At 39.8% G+C, this 21,706-nt stretch carries 22 protein-coding genes; 14 read left to right on the plus strand and 8 right to left on the minus strand.

Annotated elements, in window-relative coordinates:
• Positions 1 to 10: 10 nt before the first annotated feature.
• The 5 genes from CR194_RS04780 (at position 11) to CR194_RS04800 (ending at position 4,869) form a co-directional block, all read left to right on the plus strand.
• Positions 11 to 1,291 (plus strand): dihydrolipoamide acetyltransferase family protein, encoded by a 1,281-nt coding sequence (locus CR194_RS04780; RefSeq protein WP_110608475.1) that lies wholly within the window; start codon positions 11 to 13, stop codon positions 1,289 to 1,291.
• A complete protein-coding gene (gene lpdA, locus CR194_RS04785) occupies positions 1,292 to 2,716 on the plus strand; it encodes a dihydrolipoyl dehydrogenase (protein WP_110608476.1) in 1,425 nt (474 codons plus the stop codon). It abuts the gene before it with no gap.
• Between the two features lie 97 nt (positions 2,717 to 2,813).
• On the plus strand, positions 2,814 to 3,953 hold the full coding sequence (locus CR194_RS04790; protein ID WP_110608477.1) for a Leu/Phe/Val dehydrogenase: 1,140 nt from the start codon (positions 2,814 to 2,816) through the stop codon (positions 3,951 to 3,953).
• A 30-nt stretch (positions 3,954 to 3,983) separates the two neighbouring features.
• Positions 3,984 to 4,391 carry a hydroxyphenylacetyl-CoA thioesterase PaaI gene (gene paaI / locus CR194_RS04795; protein ID WP_233254226.1) on the plus strand — a complete coding sequence of 136 codons (408 nt, stop codon included), beginning with the start codon at positions 3,984 to 3,986 and terminating at the stop codon, positions 4,389 to 4,391.
• An 82-nt stretch (positions 4,392 to 4,473) separates the two neighbouring features.
• Entirely contained in the window at positions 4,474 to 4,869 is a 396-nt protein-coding gene (locus tag CR194_RS04800; protein WP_110608982.1) for a PaaI family thioesterase, read from the plus strand.
• A 169-nt stretch (positions 4,870 to 5,038) separates the two neighbouring features.
• On the opposite strand, the gene CR194_RS04805 is transcribed toward CR194_RS04800, so the two are convergent.
• The 6 genes from CR194_RS04805 to CR194_RS04830 form a co-directional block, all read right to left on the minus strand.
• Positions 5,039 to 6,151, minus strand: coding sequence for a M14 family zinc carboxypeptidase (locus CR194_RS04805; protein WP_110608478.1), 1,113 nt, complete (start codon positions 6,149 to 6,151; stop codon positions 5,039 to 5,041).
• Positions 6,152 to 6,356: 205 nt separating this feature from the next.
• Positions 6,357 to 7,151 carry an ABC transporter ATP-binding protein gene (locus CR194_RS04810; protein ID WP_110608479.1) on the minus strand — a complete coding sequence of 265 codons (795 nt, stop codon included), beginning with the start codon at positions 7,149 to 7,151 and terminating at the stop codon, positions 6,357 to 6,359.
• Positions 7,138 to 8,148, minus strand: coding sequence for an ABC transporter permease (locus CR194_RS04815; protein ID WP_110608480.1), 1,011 nt, complete (start codon positions 8,146 to 8,148; stop codon positions 7,138 to 7,140). Before CR194_RS04815 ends, CR194_RS04810 begins: the two co-directional genes overlap by 14 nt.
• A 284-nt stretch (positions 8,149 to 8,432) precedes the next feature.
• Positions 8,433 to 9,527 carry an ABC transporter substrate-binding protein gene (locus tag CR194_RS04820; RefSeq protein WP_110608481.1) on the minus strand — a complete coding sequence of 365 codons (1,095 nt, stop codon included), beginning with the start codon at positions 9,525 to 9,527 and terminating at the stop codon, positions 8,433 to 8,435.
• A 368-nt stretch (positions 9,528 to 9,895) separates the two neighbouring features.
• Entirely contained in the window at positions 9,896 to 10,675 is a 780-nt protein-coding gene (locus tag CR194_RS04825; protein ID WP_110608482.1) for an enoyl-CoA hydratase-related protein, read from the minus strand.
• A gap of 212 nt (positions 10,676 to 10,887) precedes the next feature.
• A complete protein-coding gene (locus CR194_RS04830) occupies positions 10,888 to 11,847 on the minus strand; it encodes an NAD(P)H-dependent flavin oxidoreductase (RefSeq protein WP_110608483.1) in 960 nt (319 codons plus the stop codon).
• Positions 11,848 to 11,917: 70 nt separating this feature from the next.
• Here CR194_RS04830 and CR194_RS04835 point away from each other — a divergent pair, with 70 nt between their 5' ends.
• Positions 11,918 to 12,448: a gamma carbonic anhydrase family protein gene (locus CR194_RS04835; RefSeq protein ID WP_110608484.1), complete on the plus strand. Its 531-nt coding sequence runs from the start codon at positions 11,918 to 11,920 to the stop codon at positions 12,446 to 12,448.
• 124 nt (positions 12,449 to 12,572) lie between these two features.
• Here the strand turns inward: CR194_RS04835 and paaX are convergent, their stop codons facing one another.
• Both paaX and paaK read right to left on the minus strand, forming a co-directional pair.
• Positions 12,573 to 13,481 carry a phenylacetic acid degradation operon negative regulatory protein PaaX gene (gene paaX, locus CR194_RS04840; RefSeq protein ID WP_110608485.1) on the minus strand — a complete coding sequence of 303 codons (909 nt, stop codon included), beginning with the start codon at positions 13,479 to 13,481 and terminating at the stop codon, positions 12,573 to 12,575.
• 398 nt (positions 13,482 to 13,879) lie between these two features.
• Positions 13,880 to 15,217, minus strand: a complete 1,338-nt coding sequence (gene paaK, locus CR194_RS04845) for a phenylacetate--CoA ligase PaaK (RefSeq protein ID WP_110608486.1) — start codon at positions 15,215 to 15,217, stop codon at positions 13,880 to 13,882.
• A 241-nt stretch (positions 15,218 to 15,458) separates the two neighbouring features.
• Between paaK and paaA the strand changes: the two genes are divergently transcribed.
• The 8 genes from paaA to CR194_RS04885 all read left to right on the plus strand — a co-directional run bounded on the left by paaA (position 15,459) and on the right by CR194_RS04885 (position 21,696).
• The gene (paaA, locus tag CR194_RS04850; RefSeq protein WP_110608487.1) at positions 15,459 to 16,445 is read left to right on the plus strand and encodes a 1,2-phenylacetyl-CoA epoxidase subunit PaaA; all 987 of its coding nucleotides are present in this window, start codon (positions 15,459 to 15,461) and stop codon (positions 16,443 to 16,445) included.
• A gap of 22 nt (positions 16,446 to 16,467) precedes the next feature.
• The gene (gene paaB, locus CR194_RS04855) at positions 16,468 to 16,830 is read left to right on the plus strand and encodes a 1,2-phenylacetyl-CoA epoxidase subunit PaaB (RefSeq protein WP_110608488.1); all 363 of its coding nucleotides are present in this window, start codon (positions 16,468 to 16,470) and stop codon (positions 16,828 to 16,830) included.
• Positions 16,830 to 17,645 carry a 1,2-phenylacetyl-CoA epoxidase subunit PaaC gene (gene paaC / locus CR194_RS04860; protein ID WP_233254227.1) on the plus strand — a complete coding sequence of 272 codons (816 nt, stop codon included), beginning with the start codon at positions 16,830 to 16,832 and terminating at the stop codon, positions 17,643 to 17,645. The genes paaB and paaC overlap by 1 nt, the downstream gene beginning before the upstream one ends.
• A gap of 17 nt (positions 17,646 to 17,662) precedes the next feature.
• On the plus strand, positions 17,663 to 18,169 hold the full coding sequence (paaD, locus tag CR194_RS04865) for a 1,2-phenylacetyl-CoA epoxidase subunit PaaD (protein WP_110608490.1): 507 nt from the start codon (positions 17,663 to 17,665) through the stop codon (positions 18,167 to 18,169).
• Positions 18,170 to 18,297: 128 nt separating this feature from the next.
• Entirely contained in the window at positions 18,298 to 18,606 is a 309-nt protein-coding gene (locus CR194_RS04870) for an EthD family reductase (protein WP_110608491.1), read from the plus strand.
• Positions 18,599 to 19,369 carry an enoyl-CoA hydratase/isomerase family protein gene (locus tag CR194_RS04875; protein WP_110608492.1) on the plus strand — a complete coding sequence of 257 codons (771 nt, stop codon included), beginning with the start codon at positions 18,599 to 18,601 and terminating at the stop codon, positions 19,367 to 19,369. The genes CR194_RS04870 and CR194_RS04875 overlap by 8 nt, the downstream gene beginning before the upstream one ends.
• Positions 19,370 to 19,371: 2 nt before the next feature.
• Entirely contained in the window at positions 19,372 to 20,154 is a 783-nt protein-coding gene (locus CR194_RS04880) for an enoyl-CoA hydratase/isomerase family protein (protein WP_110608493.1), read from the plus strand.
• An 18-nt stretch (positions 20,155 to 20,172) separates the two neighbouring features.
• Positions 20,173 to 21,696: an aldehyde dehydrogenase family protein gene (locus CR194_RS04885; RefSeq protein WP_110608494.1), complete on the plus strand. Its 1,524-nt coding sequence runs from the start codon at positions 20,173 to 20,175 to the stop codon at positions 21,694 to 21,696.
• The last annotated feature ends 10 nt before the right edge of the window (positions 21,697 to 21,706 follow it).

Here is a 21,706-nt window from a genome sequence, read left to right on the forward strand (position 1 = left end):
AGAAAGATATATGATAGATTTTAAATTGCCCGATGTGGGAGAAGGAATGCATGAAGGTGAAATTTTGAAATGGTTTGTAAAAGAAGGAGACGTGGTCAAGCAAGATGAACCAGTATTGGAGGTTCAGACAGATAAAGTGAATGCTGAACTGACTTCCCCAGTTAGTGGACAAATAAAGAAAATACTTTATTTAGAAGGTGAAGTAGCGGAAGTTGGTTCCACCTTATTTAAAATTGAGGACGGATCAACATCTTCGGAAGCAGCATCGAGAAGTTCTGATGAGAATGAAACCATCTCTAGGCAAGAGACTGGAGATCGGGGCCAATCATCTATAAATAGGGGATCGTCTGGCAAAATAAAAGGGTTAGCCACTCCATATGTAAGACAGTTAGCTAGAGAGATGAACATAAGAATTGACGATTTGCAAGGTACAGGTCCCGCAGGAAGAATTTTAGAAAGCGATCTGCAAAGTTATTCTAAAGAATCGCCTTCTGATCATCATACTGAAAAGAAAGAAAAAGAAGAATCACATGAACCTAAGCCAAAGAATCGATCTACTCCTGAGACAAGTGAAAATAGCGAGTTGAATAGAGAAAAAAGAATCCCTTTTAATGGCATTCGCAAAAAAATAGCCGATCATATGAAAAAATCTGTGCAAATCATTCCACATGTCACCCATGTAGAAGAAATTGAAATGGATGAAATGATAATGATAAAAGATGAACTCAAATATTACTATCAGAACCAAAATATCAAAGTGACGTTATTACCTTTCTTTATTAAAGCTGTTGTAACCGCTTTAAAAGACTTTGAAACATTCAATGCATCGATTGATGATGAGACGAATGAGATCATTCTTAAAGAGTATTACCATATTGGGTTAGCAACGGATACAAAGGAAGGATTGATCGTACCAGTTATTAAAGATGCCGATAAAAAGAGTCTAGTAGACATTGCAAAAGAGATAACCAATCTTTCACACAAAGCAAAAAATGGTGAGTTGAAATTAGAAGAGATCAAAGGAAGTACTTTTACCATTAGTAATGTTGGTCCATTAGGAAGCCTACAAGCGACGCCTATTATCAATCATCCAGAGGTCGGTATTTTAGCGATGCATAAAATGAAGCAGCAAAATGTTGTAAGGAATAATGAAAGTGTGATCAGACAAATGTTGAATGTCTCATTATCATTTGATCACCGTCTGAATGATGGAGCAACAGCTGTACGCTTTACTAATAAAATGAAAGAATTAATAGAAAATCCTAAGTTATTATTTATGGAGATGAAGTAAATGGTTGTAGGAGAAGTAGCAGTGGAAGTAGATGTTGTCATCATTGGTGGTGGTCCTGGCGGTTACTCTGCAGCAATAAGACTGGGGCAACTAGGTAAAACGGTCGTGCTTATTGAGAAAGATAAATTAGGTGGCGTATGTCTAAATAGAGGGTGCATCCCATCTAAAGCGCTCATACACACAGCTGAGAAAGTAGATGAACTCCATTCATTACAAGATATGGGAGTAGATATGTCAGGCGAACGGCCAAAGACTGATCTTAAAGTATGGCAAGAATGGAAAGAAAGCATTACATCTAAATTAAGCAAAGGGGTCCATCAATTATGTGACCAACACAAAGGGATTACAATTGTAAAAGGTGAGGCGAATTTTCTTTCAAATAACCGCATTGGTGTAGAAACTGGCGGAGACTTTGAAATTTATAAATTTGAGAACGCGATTATTGCAACAGGATCTAGACCGATTGTGCCAAGTTTTGTTGGAAATCCTCATCCGAATATTTTAGATTCTACTTCAATATTAGCGTTAGAAGATTTACCTTCTTCACTCACAATTGTTGGAGGTGGATACATTGGAGTAGAAATTGGGATGGCCCTTGCTAAACTAGGGACGGTAGTCACAATAATAGAACTGTCTGATAGCATTTTACCTGCAACAGCCAAAACACTTAGTAAAGAAGTGATGATGAGAGCCAAGAAAATAGGTATGAATATCGTCACTTCAGCAGAGGTATCGAAGCTAACAGTATCAAATGATGAAGTCGAATTAAATGTAAGTACTAAAGACGGAGAACAAAAAATTCAAAGTAGGAAAGTATTAATTACAGTGGGAAGAAAACCTAATACGGAAGATCTAGGGTTAAACCAGCTAGGCATCATCGTTGAGGATAGCGGTCATATAGAGGTAGATGAACACTGTCGCACAAGACAAGATAATATATTTGCTATTGGCGACGTGACGGCAGGTCCAGCTTTAGCACATAAAGCATCTAAAGAAGGAAAGATTGCCGCAGAAGTTATAAGTGGATTACCAAGTGCAATGGATACTTCTCTGATCCCTTATGTTATTTTTACGGATCCACAAATTGCAGGGGTAGGTATGACCGAAGAAGAGGCAAAACAAAAAGGTTATCAAATTAAAAAAGGAAAATTTCCGTTCAGTGCAAATGGCTTAGCATTGATTTCCAAGAAGCCAGCGGGTTTTGCAGAAGTGATTGTAGATGCAGATACGCATGTTTTATTAGGATTTCATGTCGTAGGTAGTGACGCTTCCAATTTAATAAGTGAAGGGACTCTTGCGTTAGAATTAGGAGCTCGCGTCGAAGATTTAGCTTTAACGATCCATCCCCATCCTACATTAACAGAAGCTTGGTTAGAAGCAGCAGAAGCGGCTTTAGGCCATGCCATCCACTCAGTTAATCGATAGGCGTAGTTCATAATTGGTTGCATTATTTATGTAGTTATTTAATGAGAGGATGACTAGCGTTAGCGTTGAAATAGTAACTAGAGAAGGGGATTTATAAATGGATAGATTACGTGAAAAATCATCTTTAACAAAGAGTATATTTCAAGACATGTCAGACCATGAGCAAGTCATATTTTGTAACGAACCAAGTTCTGGTCTGCAAGCCATCATCGCTATTCATGATACGACTCTAGGCCCTGCTCTTGGGGGATGTCGGATGTATCCTTATGAATCTACAGAAGAAGCTCTTAAGGATGTTCTCCGACTATCAAAAGGGATGACTCAAAAATGTGCAGCGGCTGATGTTGATTTCGGCGGAGGGAAAGCGGTTATTATTGGAGATCCTAATAAGGATAAGTCTTCAAACATGTTCCGTGCTTTTGGTCAATTTGTTGAGTCCCTAAATGGTCGTTTTTACACGGGTACAGATATGGGTACAACGATGTTAGATTTTGTTCATTCCCTTAAGGAAACGAGTTTCCTAGTTGGGGTTCCTAAGGAATATGGGGGAAGTGGTGACTCGTCGGTTCCTACTTCTCAAGGGGTTTTGAATAGCTTAAAAGCCATAAATTATTTTATTTATGGGGATGAAGCTTTCAGTGCAAGGAAGTATGCTGTACAGGGACTTGGTAAGGTAGGATTCAAAGTCGCTCTCCAATTATTGGAGGAAGGGAGTGAACTTTATGTTTCTGAATTACAATCCTCCACGATTGATCGTCTAAAAAAATTAGCTGAAAACTTAGAAGGGACAATCACAGCAGTAGAAGGTGATGAGATCTTTCTTACTGATGCAGATGTTTTTGTACCGTGTGCACAAGGAGGTATTCTTAATTTTGACACTATATCTAAGCTGAAAGTGAAGGCTATTGCTGGAGCAGCCAACAACCAGTTAGAGGATGATGTGCATGGTAAAATGCTTCATGAAAAAGGGATCTGGTACGCCCCTGACTATATTGTTAACGCGGGAGGATTAATTCAAGTAGCTGATGAATTGTATGGAAGTAATGCTGAACGAGTGATAACGAAGACAAATGCTATCTATGAATCGATTCTTGAAATTTTTCAAATAGCAAATCTCGATAATATAACAACAACGCAAGCGGCAGACCGAATGTGTGAGGAGCGTATTAAGGATCGATCTCAGCAAAATAATTTTTTCTCACCTCGAACGAGGCCTAAATGGAAAATTCAGCAATAAAAACGAGCGATTAAATAGGAGGTGTCGAACGTGCTGAATGATCTGAAGAATCACTTCGAGAAAGATTCATATGCTAAGTGGTTAGGAATCTCAATAGAGGAATTAGACTATGGATATGCGAAAGTAACAATGAACATAAAGGATGATATGGTTAACTTCCATGGAGCGGCCAATGGAGGAGCGATCTTTTCACTAGCCGATGTAGCTTTTGCATGCGCAAGTAACTCTTATGGGCAAACGGCTGTCGGAATCAATGTGACGATATATTACTTAAAAGCGGGAGCAGTAGGTGATAGATTAACAGCGATAGCGAAAGAAGATTTCAAGTCTAATAAAGTGGGGTCCTATCGAATGGAAATTTATAACGAAAACAATGACTTAATCGCTTTAGCTGAAGGAATGGTCTTTAGGAAACGAGATGATTTTCTGAATACTTAAAATTTAGAAGAGGATTCTTTTATTTTCTTATTTTACATTGGGGGTGTTTTTAGTGGGAGAAAGGAATAATGTGGTCAACTTAATGGATGTGGTCTCACAACAAATAGAACCACCTAATTGTGATAAGACTCTCAACATTCAAATTAAGACAGCTAGTGACGGGAAAGCCGTTGCTAGCTGGGAAACAGATGATAGATTTATAAACGGATTAGGGATCGTAATGGGCGGTTTCGTTTCGTCTGCTGCAGATATTACGATGGCTTATGCGGTTTCATCTTTATTAAATGAAGATCAATCTTTTGGTTCAATTAATTTAAGCACAACATTTCACCGACCCGTAGTAGTAGGGAAAGTAGACATTGATGCCAGAGTGGAAAGGATAGGAAAAACGATTGCGTATGTTGTTGCCGATCTCATGCAAAATGATAAAAAGGTAGCAAGTGTCACTTCCTCGGTAATAATACTAACAGCAAAATAGAGCTCTTTAGTCTCGCTGATCTTTGAGACGCTCACTATTTCTCAGCGCCGAAGTAGCAAGTAGATTTCTTTAAAAAAAGAGTCTGGGCCTAAATTGGGCTCAGACTCTTTTAACGTACTTCAGTAGGTTTGTAGCTTTTTTAAAAATGATCCTCTATAAGCTTTCGTGGTTAATAACCGACAGGTACAATTCCTGAATGATCAGTAAAATAGCCGATAATTTCAGGATGGGGGATTTCATCCCAACGTTCAGGATCAGCGTCATAGACTTCTTCAGTCGCTAATCCATGTAACAGCTCTTGAATACCTAGTGTATTCTGACGAATGTTATGACCACGACCACGCTGTCCTAAGTTACCTTCTCTAGTATTACCAGAAGTTTCAAAGAAGATGGCAGGGTGACTATGATTATCTTCATTTAATCCTTCATAGTTAAGACCGAGCATCATGGCAGATACAACACCGCCGCGGATATCAATTTCTAAGTTACCACCAACAGTATAACGGTCAATGTTCGTAAATCCATAACCTTTTAAAGCGTCATATACATGGACCTGCATTTGACGAGTAATATCCTCGTATAGACCATCTTCAAGGTATGGAAGAGTTGGTCCACCAGGTGCTAAGGAAATTCCCAATGACATCGTTATGGCTTGACCGGTTTCTGAATCTGTTTTTAAACCTTGATGGTGAATGTCCAAACCATAATCAGGTTGGATATCTGCCCAGAAGCTGTACCATGCTTTAGACTCTACTGCTTCAAATGCTCCTTCAGCCCAGTCCCGGTTTAAGTCAACTCTTTTTTCACTACCATCCTGTAACACTGTTTGGCGAATATTCATTTCACTTCCATCAGGATTATACATTGGAGCAAAATAGAGGGTTAGTTCATCTAATACTTCACGGTATTGTGCAGACTGGTTACTAGTATACATTTGAAGAAGCTGAATAGTTGCTTCCGTTCCGTAAGGTTCATCACCGTGTATTCTGCTTTGAACCCATACTTTTTTAGGACCGTTTCCTATTTTAGCTACGTACAGATCACGCCCTTGTTCACTTTGATTGTATTCATAGCCTTTATCAGCTAGAGTGAAAACTTCTAGCTTACCTTTACTCCTCTTTTCAAGGGATTCTAATTCTTTTATCATCCCATCATACGTTTGAATACTTGATAGATTCGTTTCCCCTTTAGTAGATGGATGATTTTGTACCGCAAAAGCAGAAGATGCAAAAACAGAAAGCAACATAAAGAGACTCAATAGTGAAATAACCGTCTTTCTCATAGAATATACCCTCCTCATAGAATTGTATTTCAAAACCCGAAGCAAGCGACCATTGTACCTCCTTTGAGTTCGGGTAAAAAAATTGTAAGTAAAAGTGAACAACAAGGATCACACGGCATTTTCAGAGGGAAGGTGGAAAGTCATTATCTTACAAATGGAATCCTTTGTTGTTTGACGGACATCTATTCAATAGTAAAACGGACTTTTACCCTAAAACAGTTTTGTCGTCGGTCATTTTTTCTCCACGAATCCGTTGGAATTCGTGTAGTAGTTTTTCGATCGTTAAATTTTGTTTGTCTTCACCGGCGATGTCCAAAATGATTTGTCCCTTATCCATCATAATCAGGCGGCTGCCAAGATCGAGTGCTTGCTGCATGTTATGGGTGACCATGAGTGTCGTCAGGTTGAATTTTTTTACAATGTCAGCGGTTAATGTTGTAATAAGCTCCGCTCTTGAAGGGTCAAGTGCTGCCGTATGCTCATCGAGTAATAACAATTTAGGTTCTGTAAATGTCGCCATTAATAACGAAAGAGCTTGACGTTCGCCACCAGATAATAGACCGACTTTGGCTGAAAGACGATCTTCAAGCCCCAGGTTTAACGTCTCTAAGTATTCACGAAACATGACTCTTCGTTTTTTTGTCACGCCGATTTTAAAGGTTCGTTGTTTATTTCTGGCATAAGCCATTGCCAAATTTTCTTCGATCGTCATCGATGGCGCTGTACCAGCATTAGGATCCTGAAAAACACGTCCAATCATTTTTGATCTTTTATACTCAGGAAGATAGGTCACCGTTTTATCGTCAATGATGACATCCCCAACGTCAGGAAGTAAACTGCCTGATACGACATTCATCATCGTTGATTTGCCAGCACCATTACTACCAATGATTGTTAAAAACTCACCATGTGCTAAGGAAAGATTAATATTTACTAAGGCATTTTTTTCATCGAGAGTTCCTTCATTAAACGTGAGGTTTATTTGATTAAGATGTAACATTACTATTCCCTCCATGAGTAGGCGTTTGTATCTTTGATAAGGCCACTCTTTTTTTCTTTCGTCTTAGCTTTTCTTTTCGTGCATCAAGGATCTGTGGAGTAACGAGAGCAGCGATAACAATGATAGCCGTTATGAGTTTCATATCTCCCGTGTCTAAAAAGTCTACGCGAAGAGCTAACGTTACAACGATTCGGTAAACAATTGCTCCACCAATCACGGCAAGAGTGACTCTTGCAATGGTTTTCGTTCCGAACAGGGCTTCACCGATGATGACTGAGGCAAGACCAATAATAATCATTCCAATCCCCATACCGACATCAGCAAATCCACCTAATTGCGCAACCAATCCACCTGAAAATGCAACAAGAGCATTTGATAAACCAAGACCCAAGATGTAGAGCCCGTCTGTGTTTGCAGAAAAGCTTCGGATCATTTTTTTGTTATCGCCAGTTGCCCTGACCGCTAGCCCTAACTCTGTTTTTAGAAAATAATCGGTCAATCCTTTGACAATGATGACAATGATTAGTCCGATAAAGAGAATCCCCCAGGTGCGAGGAAAGAACTCCATCCCAAGCGATGCAAGGATTCCATTTAAGAAATTGTCTATCCCAATGCCTTCCCAAAATGAACGGACTTGGGTAAACAAGGTCGTTTCGTTTAATAAGGGAAGATTCGATCGCCCCATGATTCGGAGGTTAATCGAATACAAGGCAATCATCATTAAAATCCCTGAAAGTAAAGGGTTCACTTTTCCCTTCGTATGTAAAATCCCAGTCACACATCCTGCGGCAAATCCAGCGAGAATCGCTACTAACGTGGCAACGATCGGTGGATATCCTGAAATGATCATCAAAGCGGCCACTGCTGCTCCTGTGACAAAACTTCCGTCAACCGTTAAGTCAGGAAAATCCAGCACACGAAAGGATAGGTAAACCCCAAGTGCCATTAACGCATAGATAATCCCAGATTCAACGGCTCCAAATGTTGATATAAACATCCTATTCACTGCCTTTCCAATATGAAAAATATGATATTTAGACTTTGTTAAAGTTGAATTGACTCATAGGCAATCGATTGAATTGAAAGTTGATCGAGCCAGAGGATGGAGGTGATTCACTCACTCATCTCTATTGAAACTAACAGAGTATATATGTAAGAGGAGGCACGTGCAGTAACGTGTGCACGTGCACTGATTAAATAAAGGATTCCTTTTTGAAACGTAAGCTAGTTTTCTGTTACGTTAAAGTCCATTCCTACCAGGAATACGACCATACGCCCACTTTACTCGAACAGTTCTGCTAGTTCATCCCAATCCTCATGCCATTCAATCGATTGAGCTTCGGCTGCATCTTGATTGATAAATAGTTGCATGTCAGCTGGGTACTCAGAAGGAATATCAGCTGTTGTTTTTTCGCCACTAAGCACTTCAGCTGCCATTTCACCTGTACGGTATCCGATCGAATAATAGTCAATACCGAATGTTGCAAATCCACCTCTTTCAAGGGAATCAGGCTCGCCGACAACCAAAGGAATATCATATTCATTGGCAGTAGATACAACGGTTTCTAGAGCTGATACAACAGTGTTATCTGTAATAATATAGAACACATCCGCTTCATCAATAAGAGTCTCAGCCGCTTGTTGAACTTCTGCTGATGTCGAGACACTGCGAGTTGCGGCGTCGAGGTTGGTGCCTTCAATGGCCGCTTCAACTGCCTCAATTTGTGCAACTGAATTTTGTTCGCCAGAGTTATAGATTAACCCGACAGTCGAGTCAGGGAAGTAATCTTCAATAAAACCAATTGTCATTTCAATTGAATCGGGGTGGAGGTCAACAACGCCAGTAATGTTATCTCCTGGTTGGTCGAGCGACTCAATTAATCCCGCTCCGACTGCGTCAGTGACTGACGTGAAGAAAATCGGAATATCATCGGTTGCTTGTAATGCCCCTTGAGCGCTTGGAGTCGAGTTTGCAAAAATTAAGTCGACACCATCTGCCACAAAGTTATTGGCAATTGTTGATGTATTGTTTTGATCTCCTTGAGCACTTTGAAGGTCATATGTGACTTGCTCTCCTTCAGCAAAACCATTGTCTGCTAAACCATCTTTAAATCCTTCATAAGCAGCATCCAAAGAGGGATGTTCAACGATTTGAGTCGCTCCGATTTGGAGCAATTCTGCTTCTTCAGAGTTGTTCGCCTCATCATTATCGTTAGATGAATGGTTGTTTTCTTCCTCAACTTCAGCTTCAGAATTGTTATTATTTCCTTCTTCATTTGCATTCGCTCCAGCATTCTCTTCTTCTGCACCACATGCCGATAACAAGAAAATACTTAACACGGTGATCCCAATACGCATGTCCCATTTCTTTTTCATACAAATTTCCCCCTAAAAGTTATTTGAATATTCTAACTTATAATAATATATGAAATCATATATGTAAATACAAACTATTTTGTAACATAAAGTTAAAAGAGTGAATATGTGGAGATTCACTACAAAACTACTTTAAGTTCGAGTTTGTTTATTCATAATTTTAAATTTTCTGACAAAAAAAGTATATAAACTTAAGGACAGATATTTAAGTGTTTTTTTCCTAATTGGAAATAATCTTTAAAATAAATTGACAAATTGAAATAGAAGCGATAGAAGAGTAGATTAGCACAGTTATCAACTAAGAAAGAAACAGATGTAGCGGTAATAAAAATAGTCCAAGGTAATGAACAGGACTACTTTTTTACCGGTTATTTACCTTGGAACCTAGGGCGGCGCTTCTCATGAAAAGCATTTAATGCTTCCAAACGATCTTCAGTTGGAATGATCACTTCATAAGATTTAGCTTCAATAGCCAAACCGGTATGAATATCTACATTGTTTCCCTGTTGTATCGCAAATTTAGCTTGCGTGACAGCTAAAGGACCGTTTACCATGATTTCATTTGATAGAGCTTGTGTTTCCTCAAGTAAGTTAGAATCATCACTAACGACTTTAGTAATCATACCCCAAGATTCTGCAAGGCTTGCTTCGATTACACGAGCAGTGAGAATGAGTTCTTTTGCTCGAGCTGGTCCGATTAATCGTGTGAGCCGTTGTGTTCCGCCCGCGCCAGGAATAATGGCCCAACTCACTTCTGTTAAGCCCATTTTTGCTTTCGCGACAGCATAACGAAAATCGCAAGCAAGAGCTAATTCGAATCCTCCACCTAGAGCATAGCCATTAATGGCAGCGATCGTTGGCTGTGGCATTTCTTCAATCATAGTGAACACTCGCCGAATCTTACTTACGTTCCTTCGTACTTCATTCTCATTTAATGATTTTCTTTCTTTTAAATCTGCTCCAGCACTAAAGGCTTTATCACCAGCCCCGGTAAAAATAACGCACCGAATATGTCGATTCAGTTGTAGTTTTTCAACAGCAGATTCTAATTGAACAAGTGTCTCAAAGTCAAAGCAATTTAATTGGTCAGGTCGGTTTATTGTTACTGTAGCAAGGGAGTCAGTTGTCTCAACAATGATATTCGTCAATGGAATTCCTCCTTCAATAGTTAAATTACCTTTATAAGATGAGCTTAAGTAGGGGATGCTGAATCGAAAAAAATGTATTAAAATTGTATAACGGTATTTTAACGGAGTGTATTTAAATGTTGTGTGATCATTATTACAGATTTTTCTGACTATTTAAGGCTTACTCATGTACGAGATTAAAAGATGATTCAACACACGACGTCTATTTGATGTTATTTATTCATAGGGAGAAAAGAAGAAATACCTTTAAAAGTGCTTGTTGATTCTTGAATCATACGGTTAAAAAGTTCACTAACTGTAGGAATGTCTTCGATCAAACTAGATATTTGTCCAGCATTAATGTGTCCTTGATCTAATTTTCCTTCGATCGCTCCTAGGATATGATGAGTTTCATCTGTTTTTTTGAGGTGGGTTGCTTTGTTCATCTCTTGCTTTTCTAACTCAATCAGCTTGTCTGCATAAGGCGTTTTCAAAATGCGCCTTATTTTTTGATAAGGCCTCCCAACAATCACGGTATCGTTAAATTCCGCATCGCAAAGAGCGGCCTTGTAATTTTCATGGACGTTAGCCTCTTGGGTAGCAATTAACCTTGTACCTAGTTGTACGCCTTGAGCTCCTAAAGCCAAAGCAGCTAAGAACCCTTTTCCGTTGCCGATCCCTCCTGCTGCGACAACGGGGATGTTAACTACAGAAGTAATTTTAGGAATTAACGTAAACGTAGTCAGTTCTTCAGTCGAATTTATTCCAGCTGCTTCATAACCTTCAGCTATAATGATGTCAGCCCCTGCTGCTTCAGCCTTTAAAGCCTGTTTGTGATTAGCTACAACACACATCACTTTACTTTTGGCTTCTTTCAAAGGTTGGATGAAAGGGGCAGGGTTTCCAGCCGACAAAGAAACAACAGGGACCTGATATTCAATGAGAAGAGAGATGACTTCTTCAAGGTGTGGTTGTACAGAGAGTGGAACATTTACTGCGTAAGGTTTATTAGTTTTAGCACGTATTTCAGCAATCATTTCTTTGATCACTTTAGGAGGCAAGGTTCCCGCACCTATCGTACCTAGCCCACCTGCCTCTGATACGGCAATAGCTAATGATGCGTGACTTACATTCCCCATCCCTCCTTGAATGAAAGGAAGCTCAATATTCAAAATTTTAACTAGTTCATTCATTTTTAATCGCCTCCCGTGAAAAATGTGTTATATTAAAAAGTATAACATGAAGAAAATAGGAGGGGAACAAATGATTTATCGTTATAAAGACCATACCCCTGTCATTGATGAAAGCGTTTTTTTGGCAGGCGGAGTGAAAGTAATAGGGGATGTAGAGATCGGTGCTGAATCGAGTCTATGGTTTAACGTCGTGCTAAGAGGTGACGAAGGGAAAATTAAAGTAGGTAAAAGATGTAATATCCAAGATAACACTGTTTGTCATCTATATGAGAAATTTCCATTAATCCTTGAAGACGAAGTATCCATTGGTCATAGTGCGATCATTCATGGCTGCACATTAAGAAAAGGTGTGCTCATTGGAATGGGGGCCACCGTCCTAGATGGGGCAGAAATTGGTGAGTATTCGATCATTGGTGCGAACGCTCTTGTCCCCTCAGGGAAAGTCATTCCACCACATTCTCTTGTATTAGGATCTCCAGGGAAAGTGGTTAGATCATTGGGTGACAAAGATTATTATATGATTGAAGAAACAATCAATACCTATGTTAAAAAAGGACAGGAATTTAAACAGAAAGAATTAGTAGAATTAATTTCAGAATAAACAAAAGGCTGTTTTCGTAAACGGCCAAATAAAAAGAGAAGCAACGCTTTTTAGCGCAGCTTCTCTTTTTGCTTTGTGTGTCCGTATTTTAAAGTTGGCAACTTACAAAAGAACGGTAAACCAATTACATTTTTCTGGATTCTACAGTCGAGTTAATAAGCGGGTGGTCAAGAAAGTTATAGCTATCATCTGTTTTTAAACCGCTCTTTTGATGTTCGATGACGAATTCAAAAAAACGAGTAGCTGGTTTAGCTAGAGTTCGATAATAATCAGCAAATAGCGCAGCTGCTGAGTCGCCGAGCCATTTTTCAGGCAATAGTTCACTAGGAAGACCGGGATCAATAAATAAAAACTTTCTATATTGGTGTACTAGTAATGTGCGCTCAACAAAGCAACTGCCATCACTCATCTTCCCTTGTTCAATTTTATTTTTATCAATAATATATTTCTGGCTATATTTCTCAATGAAGTTGGCATAGCGCTCATTAATTTCATCGATATTCCAACATTTTTCAACTTGTTGTTTCGGATCGCCCTGATCTTCTTTAGTCCCTCGAAAGAAGCTTACGTAAGAACTGATATCATATTTTTCGATCAGGTTATTTACTTCTGTTTCTAATGGGTTTGGAGTAATCCAACAACTATTCGATAGAAGGCCGAATCCGCTCCAAACTAACTCTTGTCTTAACTCATCTCTAATATGGCGTTTCTTTTCTGGAATGTTATACACTAAGATTCTCCACTCGCCATCCCATGAGGAGGGCTCTAATTTATAGATTCGTTTTGCAGCCTCCTCCATGCGAGATTTTCCTTGGTCTGTTAACGAATAATAGCTTTTATTTCCTTTTTTCTCCGATTGAAGCCAATTTTGTTTACTCATCCGAGAGATCGCAGCTCGCACAGACTGTTCATTGTGACCAAACTCTTTAAGTAAACGGATTAAGTTACCAATCCAAATGACATTTCCATAGTGACGTATATAATCTCCGTACAAAGTGAAGATCATGGATCTTGTATTTAATGTTTTTTCCATTTACACCCGCCAACCTTTTCTATTAACAAATTTTGTGAACTGAAAATGATTGTATATTTCTGTCGAAAAAGATATGTATAGTACATTTTACTACAAAATTAAATTTCATCATACTTTTTCCTCTCTTCAGCCCTTAGATGAAAATTGAACCCATCTGAAAAACAACCAAAGTGTTGAAGATTCCGTCACGAATAAGCTTCGAGTTTTATCACCCGATTGAGCTTCAGAGCTAGACTAGCAGAGGAAGAGGAGGAGGTCCGGGACTTGCTTGCAGAACGGGAACGATGATTTTTCAAAATCAATAATGACCGATAACAAAAGCTATTTTTAAAAAGAATCACAAAATAAGCTGCCCCTCAATAACGTTCCATTAGGACAGCTTAATCTGAACCTTGAAATTAATTTGAACTAGTCACTTTTTCTGAACGACGGTCAACGATACGCTTTGCTTTTCCATCGGAACGAGGGATGGATTGCGGTTTTTTTAGTGAAACGTTCATGGAAACGAGAATATCTGTCTTTAACATACGCTGAATTTTTTTGATAAGCTTTTGGGCACTAAGGTGATTAAAATCTTTGTCCGGAAGTGAACGGTAGAATGCTTCGGACACCTCAACATGTAACTCAGCATGGTCCAATGCGCCCTTTTTATAAAGATGTATTTGATAGTTCGAATCAAGTTCACGTATTGGCAAAATCGAACGTTCAATTTCCGAAGGGAAAACATTCACTCCACGTATAATGAGCATATTGTCAATACGTCCTTTAATGCGACTCATTTTTGTAGTCGTGCGTCCGCATTCACATTTTTCCCGAGAAATCGAAGAAATATCTCCCGTTCGATACCGGATAACCGGTAGAGCTTCCTTGGTTAAGCTTGTAAATACCAATTCACCATCTTCTCCGTCGGGAACTGGTAATAGTGTTTCTGGATCGATGATTTCGACGATGAAATGATCATCAGCAATGTGTAATCCGTTTTGAGATTCAACACATTCTATGGCAACGCCAGGTCCCATAACCTCACTAAGACCGTAAATATCCATGGCTTTCATGTCGAACGTCTCCTGAATCACGTGTCTCAATTCCTCTGACCAAGGTTCTGCTCCTAAAATAGCGTATTTTAATGAAGTGGTGCGAGGATCGATGTCCATTTCTTTCATTGCCTCGCTAATATTTAATACATAAGAAGGAGTTGCACAAATAATACGAGGCTTTAAGTCTTGGATGAGTGTGATTTGTCTTGATGTATTTCCTCCTGAAACAGGAACAGTGGCACATCCTAACCGTTCAGCACCATGATGAAGACCTAACCCCCCAGTAAACAATCCGTATCCATAAGCGTTATGCAAAACATCCTCTTTACGCCCACCAGCCATATAGATTGCCCGGGCAACCATATCGGACCAATTCTCAATATCATTTTTTGTGTACCCTACAATCGTTGGTTTTCCACTTGTTCCTGACGAGCCGTGTATGCGAATTACTTCATTCAAAGGTGTAGCAAACAGGTTAAAAGGATAATTCTCACGGAAATCATGTTTTTTTGTAAAAGGTAGCCGCTTTAAATCAGATAAGGATTCAATATCACTGGGAGAAATATTCAAATTATCAAAAGCCTCCCTGTAAAAGGGCACATTGCGGTAGACACGATCAAGTGTCTCTTTTAAACGGTTCATTTGTAATTCTTGAATTTCAGACTGTTCCCAAGTCTCTTCTTTTTCGAATACAGGCATCGCTTTTCCCCCTATGTTATAAAATAAATACGTAAACACCTTAATACGTTTCACTAAATGTACAATCGATTGAAAGCGTTGTCAACGAATTTTCCATGATTTTAAACATATAAAAACATTAATAAACGTTGATATATAAGTAATTATATAATTTATAAGAAAATTTAAAAGATTTAGTTATTGAAAATTATGTTACGTTTAAGTATACTTACGTTAAATAAACGTGATAAGGAGTGAAGGGATGTATAATTTTGTGGAGCAGGGCGGAGTAAATGATTCTGGTATTGAAGAAGACCCTGAAAAGTATCAAAAGTTTATGGAACGAATTGAGGCTGGAAAATTAATTGAGGCTGATGATTGGATGCCTGAAGAATATAGAAAGACCCTGATCAAACTTATATCCATGCATGGCATCAGTGAAGTGATGGGTGCTCTTCCGGAAAAAGAGTGGACGCCAAAAGCCCCCACATTAAAAAGAAAATTAGGGATTATGGCAAAAGTACAAGACGAAATGGGACACGGTCAATTGTTATTGCGGGTAACGGAAGATTTATTGAAACCATATGGGAAAACAAGAGAAAACTTAATGGAAGATTTACTTAACGGAGATTTGAAGTTTCATAATGTGTTTCATATGAAAACAAAAACATGGGCGGATGCCGGATTGATCGGCTGGCTAGTTGATGGCGCGGCAATTATTTCACAAACCAACATGCTAGATGCTTCATATGGTCCGTACCAGAGAGCGCTCCACCGTATATGTGCTGAGGAAGTGTTTCATGCTCAACATGGGGAAGCCATTATCATGGCATTAGCAGAAGGAACAGAGGAACAAAGAGAGATCCTTCAAGATTCCGTAAATCGTTGGTGGCCGTCTCTTCTCATGTTTTTTGGTCCTGGATCAGCTTCGACTACAGGCTCATCAAAACAAGAGATTACGATGAAATATCGGATTAGAAAAAGTTCTAATGAAGAGTTACGACAAGCGTTTTTAGATAAGTACCTACCACGTGTATTTTCTCTCAATTTGACGGTGCCAGATGATACATTGCACTACGATGAACAAGAGAAAAAGTGGATCTATCAACAACCAGATTGGAATGAATTCAAGCAGATCATCTCAAACAAAGGACCCATGTCTAAGGAGCGTTTACGTCTCCGACAAATCGCTTATGAAAATAATCGTTGGGTCATAGAAGCGCTATCGAAAGAACATTCATTTTCATAGAGTCATATAGGGAGGTTTGGTAATGGGAGCTAAAGAATCAAAAACATCACATTTTTATCAAGAATATGAAGTCTTCAGCAAGAAAACTGAAAAAGGTTCGATGCAACATCAATTTAGTTTATTGGCGCCGAATCATGAGATGGCTTTAAGTATGGCTCAAGAAAACTTCATGCGTCGTGAAGATGTAGCTGATATTTGGGTGGTTAAACGAGAGAATATTTACGGTTTAACGAGTGAAGAACGTCAATTGTTGACACAACGGTTGGAAAACAAAGATTACCGAACAACGAAAGGATATGGGTATTTAAGAAGCAAATGGAGAGAAAAACAACAAGGGATGTTGGATGAAAAAGAAATCATGTCATGGAAAGAGGTCAAAAAATAATGACTCATTTTGAAAATGCAGAACAAGCGAAGCGAGACCCATTGTATAAAGAAGCCTTAACAGAATTACTTTATCAATTTGCTGATGATGATTTCATTTTAGCTTTCCGCGGGTCCGAGTGGCTCGGTTTAGCCCCTCATATAGAGGAGGATGTTGCCTTTTCTTCTATTACTCAAAACACCATGGGCCACGCTACTTTTTTCTATCAATTGCTAGAAGAGTTAGGAGAAGGAGACGCCGATGTTCTCGCCCATGAAAGGGGGCCAGAATCTCGTAAAAGTGCGGTTTATCTGGAGAAGGAAAATGGGGATGGTCACTATTTAGATGAACCCTTTTATGATTGGGCCTTAACCGTCGTTCGTCATTATTTTTACGAAGAGTTTAAACAAGTCAAATTAGAACTTGCGACGAGAAGTTCCTATCAACCTCTTGCTGATGCCGCTCAAAAAGTATTAATGGAGCAACCCTATCACTTAGCTCATTGGAAAATGTGGGTGAAACAATTATTGGCTGCTGGTGGAGAAGCGGAAGAACGTCTGAGAGCGAGAATGGTAGAGGCATGGGGAGAATTTAAAGATGTTTTAGAGTTGGGGCCGAAAGCGAAACAAATGGCGGATGCTCATTTGATAGCTGGGGAAGACGTGATCGAAACTCAATGGGTAGAAAGAGTAGAAACCACAGTCGGTAAGATATCTAAGCAACAGTTAGGTAAAAAGCAGGGGAGCGGGAGGTCTGGAGAACATACTGGGGAATTAACGATAGCGTTAAAAACATTATCCGAAGTATACGATACCGATCGGACCGCGATCTGGTAAGTCTCAAAGAGGAGAGGATGAAGGTGCCTATAGAAGAAACAAACAAGAAAATTTACAACGTATTGAAGCATGTAGACGACCCTGAACTGCCAGGAGTTAGTGTTTTCGACTTAGGGATGGTTCACAAAGTAGAAGTAAGTGGGAAGGGAGCTTTTATTACGATGATTCCTACCTTTACTGGCTGCCCTGCTTTGGATATTATCGCGAAAGACGTCAAAGTTGCGGTGGAAAAATTAGCAGAGATTGATTGTTGTAAAGTTGAATTTTCTTATCGGCAGCCGTGGACTACCGACGCAATTACCGAAAAGGGAAAAGAACAATTAAAGAAACATGGTGTCTCCCCACCACCTGAACATTACACGCCTGGGGAAGAGTGGTCTGTAGATTGTCCTTTTTGCAAATCTCCTTTTACCTCTATGGAAAATGTGTTTGGGCCTACAGCCTGTCGTAGTATTTTGTATTGCAAGACTTGTAAAAATCCCTTTGAAGCTATGAAACCGGTCGTGAAATATTTAGTTAACTAAAGCGAGTAGGTTTATTTTTACCAAGAGGAAGTTCAATTTTTAGCAAGTCCTCAAGGACGTGGGTTTTGCCGGTGAACGGATTGGAAGCAAACAGTAGCAACTAAAAATGAAAAGGTGGTTATTATTCTATGGTAAAACTAATTGCATTATATAAGCAGCCTGAAGACAAAGCGGCGTTTGATGAGCATTATTACAAAACACATACACCCCTTACAAAAGAAATTCCAGGGTTAAGAGAAATGAAAGTGACAAAAATCGTTGGTTCTCCAATGGGGGAGAGTCAATATTACTTAATGTGCGAAATGTTTTATGACGACCACGAATCACTGCAAACGGCAATGAGAACGGATGAAGGAAAAGCTTCCGGTAAGGACGTTATGAGCTTTGCTGGAAAACTTGTCACGTTGATGATTGGTGAGGAAGTAGTCGATGTCTAAAGATATTAGGGTTTCAACGCAAGGGGAGATAGGCATTATTCAGCTTGATCGACCTGAAGTAGCGAATGCGTTGAATCGTAGTATGGTAGATGAGATCGTCCGGCAAATGGAAGAATTTGATCATAATGAAGAAATAAGAGTGATCGTGATAAAGGGTAGTGAAAAGGCTTTTGCAGCAGGTGCTGATATCGCGGAAATGACAGAAGAAACGTCCATGTCTCTTGAATTGGCAAATCCTTTCGCTGTATGGGACCGGATGATGCTGATAAAAAAACCGATGATAGCAGTTGTGAACGGCTTTGCGTTGGGTGGTGGGTTTGAATTGGCCCTTCACTGTGACTTGATTATCGCCGATGAGAATGCCAAATTTGGATTTCCTGAAGTCACTTTAGGCGTCATGCCTGGTGCAGGTGGAACGCAATACTTAACAAAGGTGATGGGAAGAGCGAAAGCGTTAGAGTGGATGTGGCTAGGAGAACCAATGAGTGCTACTGATGCGCTGCACTATGGTGTCATTAATCGCATTGTTGCTCCTGAAATGCTAGAAGAAGAGTCTATGTTACTAGCTGAAAAGTTAGCCAAACAAGCGCCAATCGCTCTTAGACTCATTAAGGAAGCAGTGAATGAGGCAGTTGATGCGCCGATGTCAGAAGGGCTTAAGCTTGAGCGAAAAAACTTTTATCTAGCTTTTTCCACCCAAGACCAAAAAGAGGGGATGCGTGCATTTACGGAAAAACGCAAACCTTTCTTTAAAGGGGTGTAAGAATGAAAAATAACTATGAAACGATTCGTTATACCTTGAATCATGGCGTAGTGACGATTACGTTAAATCGTCCCGAAGCATTTAATGCCTTTACAGAACAGATGAATAAAGAAGTAGTGAGAGCGCTCAGGGAAGCCACAAAAGACGAAGCAGCCAGAAGCATTATCTTAACCGGAGAAGGACGAGCTTTTTGCGCGGGTCAAGATCTATCTGGCGTCGATGAGAATACGAATCACGCCACCTTTCTTCGCGAAAGGTATCATCCAATGGTGAAAGCGATGAAACAAACACCGAAACCGATCATCGCTGCTGTGAACGGAACCGCAGCAGGTGCCGGGATGAGTGTGGCTTTGGCAGCTGACTTTCGATTAGCAAAACCTCACGTAAAGTTTGTCAGTGCGTTTATGAACATTGGATTAATCCCTGATTCTGGATTCTTGTATTCGTTACCGCGCATCGTAGGCTATGGGAAAGCAATGGAGATGGCCGTATTAGGAAAGCCAATAACTGGAGAACAAGCTCTCTCGTTAGGCCTTGTAACAGAAGTGTTTGAGGAAGCCGTTTGGGAAGAGGAAGTTCAGCGTTTTGCTGAATCACTTGCTTCTTTACCGACAAAATCATTCTCGTTAATAAAACGCTATATGATGGATGGCATGCATCAACCATTTGATCAAATGCTGGAACATGAAGCCCAAGCCCAGCGAATTGCTGGAAGTTCCCAAGATCACCTAGAAGGAATGCAGGCTTTCAAAGAAAAAAGAAAACCAGATTTTACTGGGAAATAATTAAAGGAGTGTTTTGAAATGGAAAGTACAGTGAATGCAGAGAAAATTACAGAAACTGGTGCACTAAAACGTGACCATTACGCGATGATTATTAACGGAGAAAGAGTAGAAAGCACTTCAAAAGAAACGTTTACAACAGATAACCCAGCAAAAGGGGAAGCGTTGGCGACAGTGGCAAAAGCAAATAGAGAAGATGCCGAAAAAGCCGTCCAAGCAGCACGTCAAGCATTTGATCACGGAAAATGGCGTAAAGCTCCGGTCGGAAAACGATCACGAGTGTTGAACAAAATCGCTGCGATCATGCGTGAACGTTTCAAAGAGTTAGTAGAGGTAGAAGTATTAAATAGTGGGAAATCTGTCGGAGCAGCCCAAGCACAGGTAAATCAGTCCATTGAGGACTTTGAATTCTATGCAGGTGCAATAGTTGGCCATCGTGGCACAGTTAATAATGTACCTAATGGATTCTTGAATTACACAAACAAAGAACCGGTTGGGGTTTGTGCGCAAATTATTCCTTGGAACTATCCAATGATGATGGCAGCATGGAAAATAGCACCTGCCATTGCTGTAGGGTGTTCGGTCGTCATGAAGCCAGCAAGCTTAACGCCAATTACAGCGATTTTGCTTAATGAGATTTGTCATGAAGCGGGGGTTCCTGAAGGTGTGGTAAACACCATCCCAGGTTCAGGTAAAGTAATAGGAGACTACCTGGTAGAACATGAAAGCGTTAACAAAGTTGCCTTTACCGGTTCGACTCCTACAGGCAAAGACATCATGGCGAAAGCTTCAGGAACAATAAAGCGTTTAACACTAGAATTAGGTGGAAAATCACCTAATATCATTTTTGGAGATGCTGACATGGAAGCGGCAGTTGCAGGATCGCTTTTCGGAATTTACTTTAATACTGGCCAATCTTGCGAAGCACGCTCACGATTGTTTGTTCATGAAGACATCTACGATCAATTTATGGAACAATTTATTGAAAAAACGGAAAAACTTCAGCTCGGAGATCCGTTTGATAAAGGAACCCATCTAGGTTCTATTATTAGCCGTGAACAACTGGAAACGATTGATGGATACGTTCAATCAGCGCAAGAAGCAGGAGCAACGATCGCTACTGGAGGGAAGGAAAGAACTATTGAAGGATTCGAAAATGGTCATTGGTATGAGCCCACTGTGATCACAAATGTCACACCTGACATGAAAGCAGTTCAAGAAGAAATCTTCGGTCCCGTCGTAGTCGTAGAAACATTTACTGACGAAAGAGATGTGATCAAACGTGCGAACGATACAGATTATGGATTAGGAGCAGCTATATGGACAACAAATCATGCAACAGCTACTCGAGTTGCACACAAAATCGATGCTGGAATTGTCATGGTGAACTGCCCATTTTCCGCCTTCCCAGGAACACCGTTTGGTGGGTATAAGCAATCTGGTTTCGGAAGAGAATTATGTATTGAAACACTCGATCTCTATACAGAAGATAAAAGCGTCCTATCCTACCATGGACCAAAACCAATAAATCCATTCGGAGTGTAAAACGAAAGGA

The organism is Salipaludibacillus keqinensis (genome assembly GCF_003226325.1).
Taxonomy (GTDB): Bacteria; Bacillota; Bacilli; order Bacillales; family Salisediminibacteriaceae; genus Salipaludibacillus; species Salipaludibacillus keqinensis.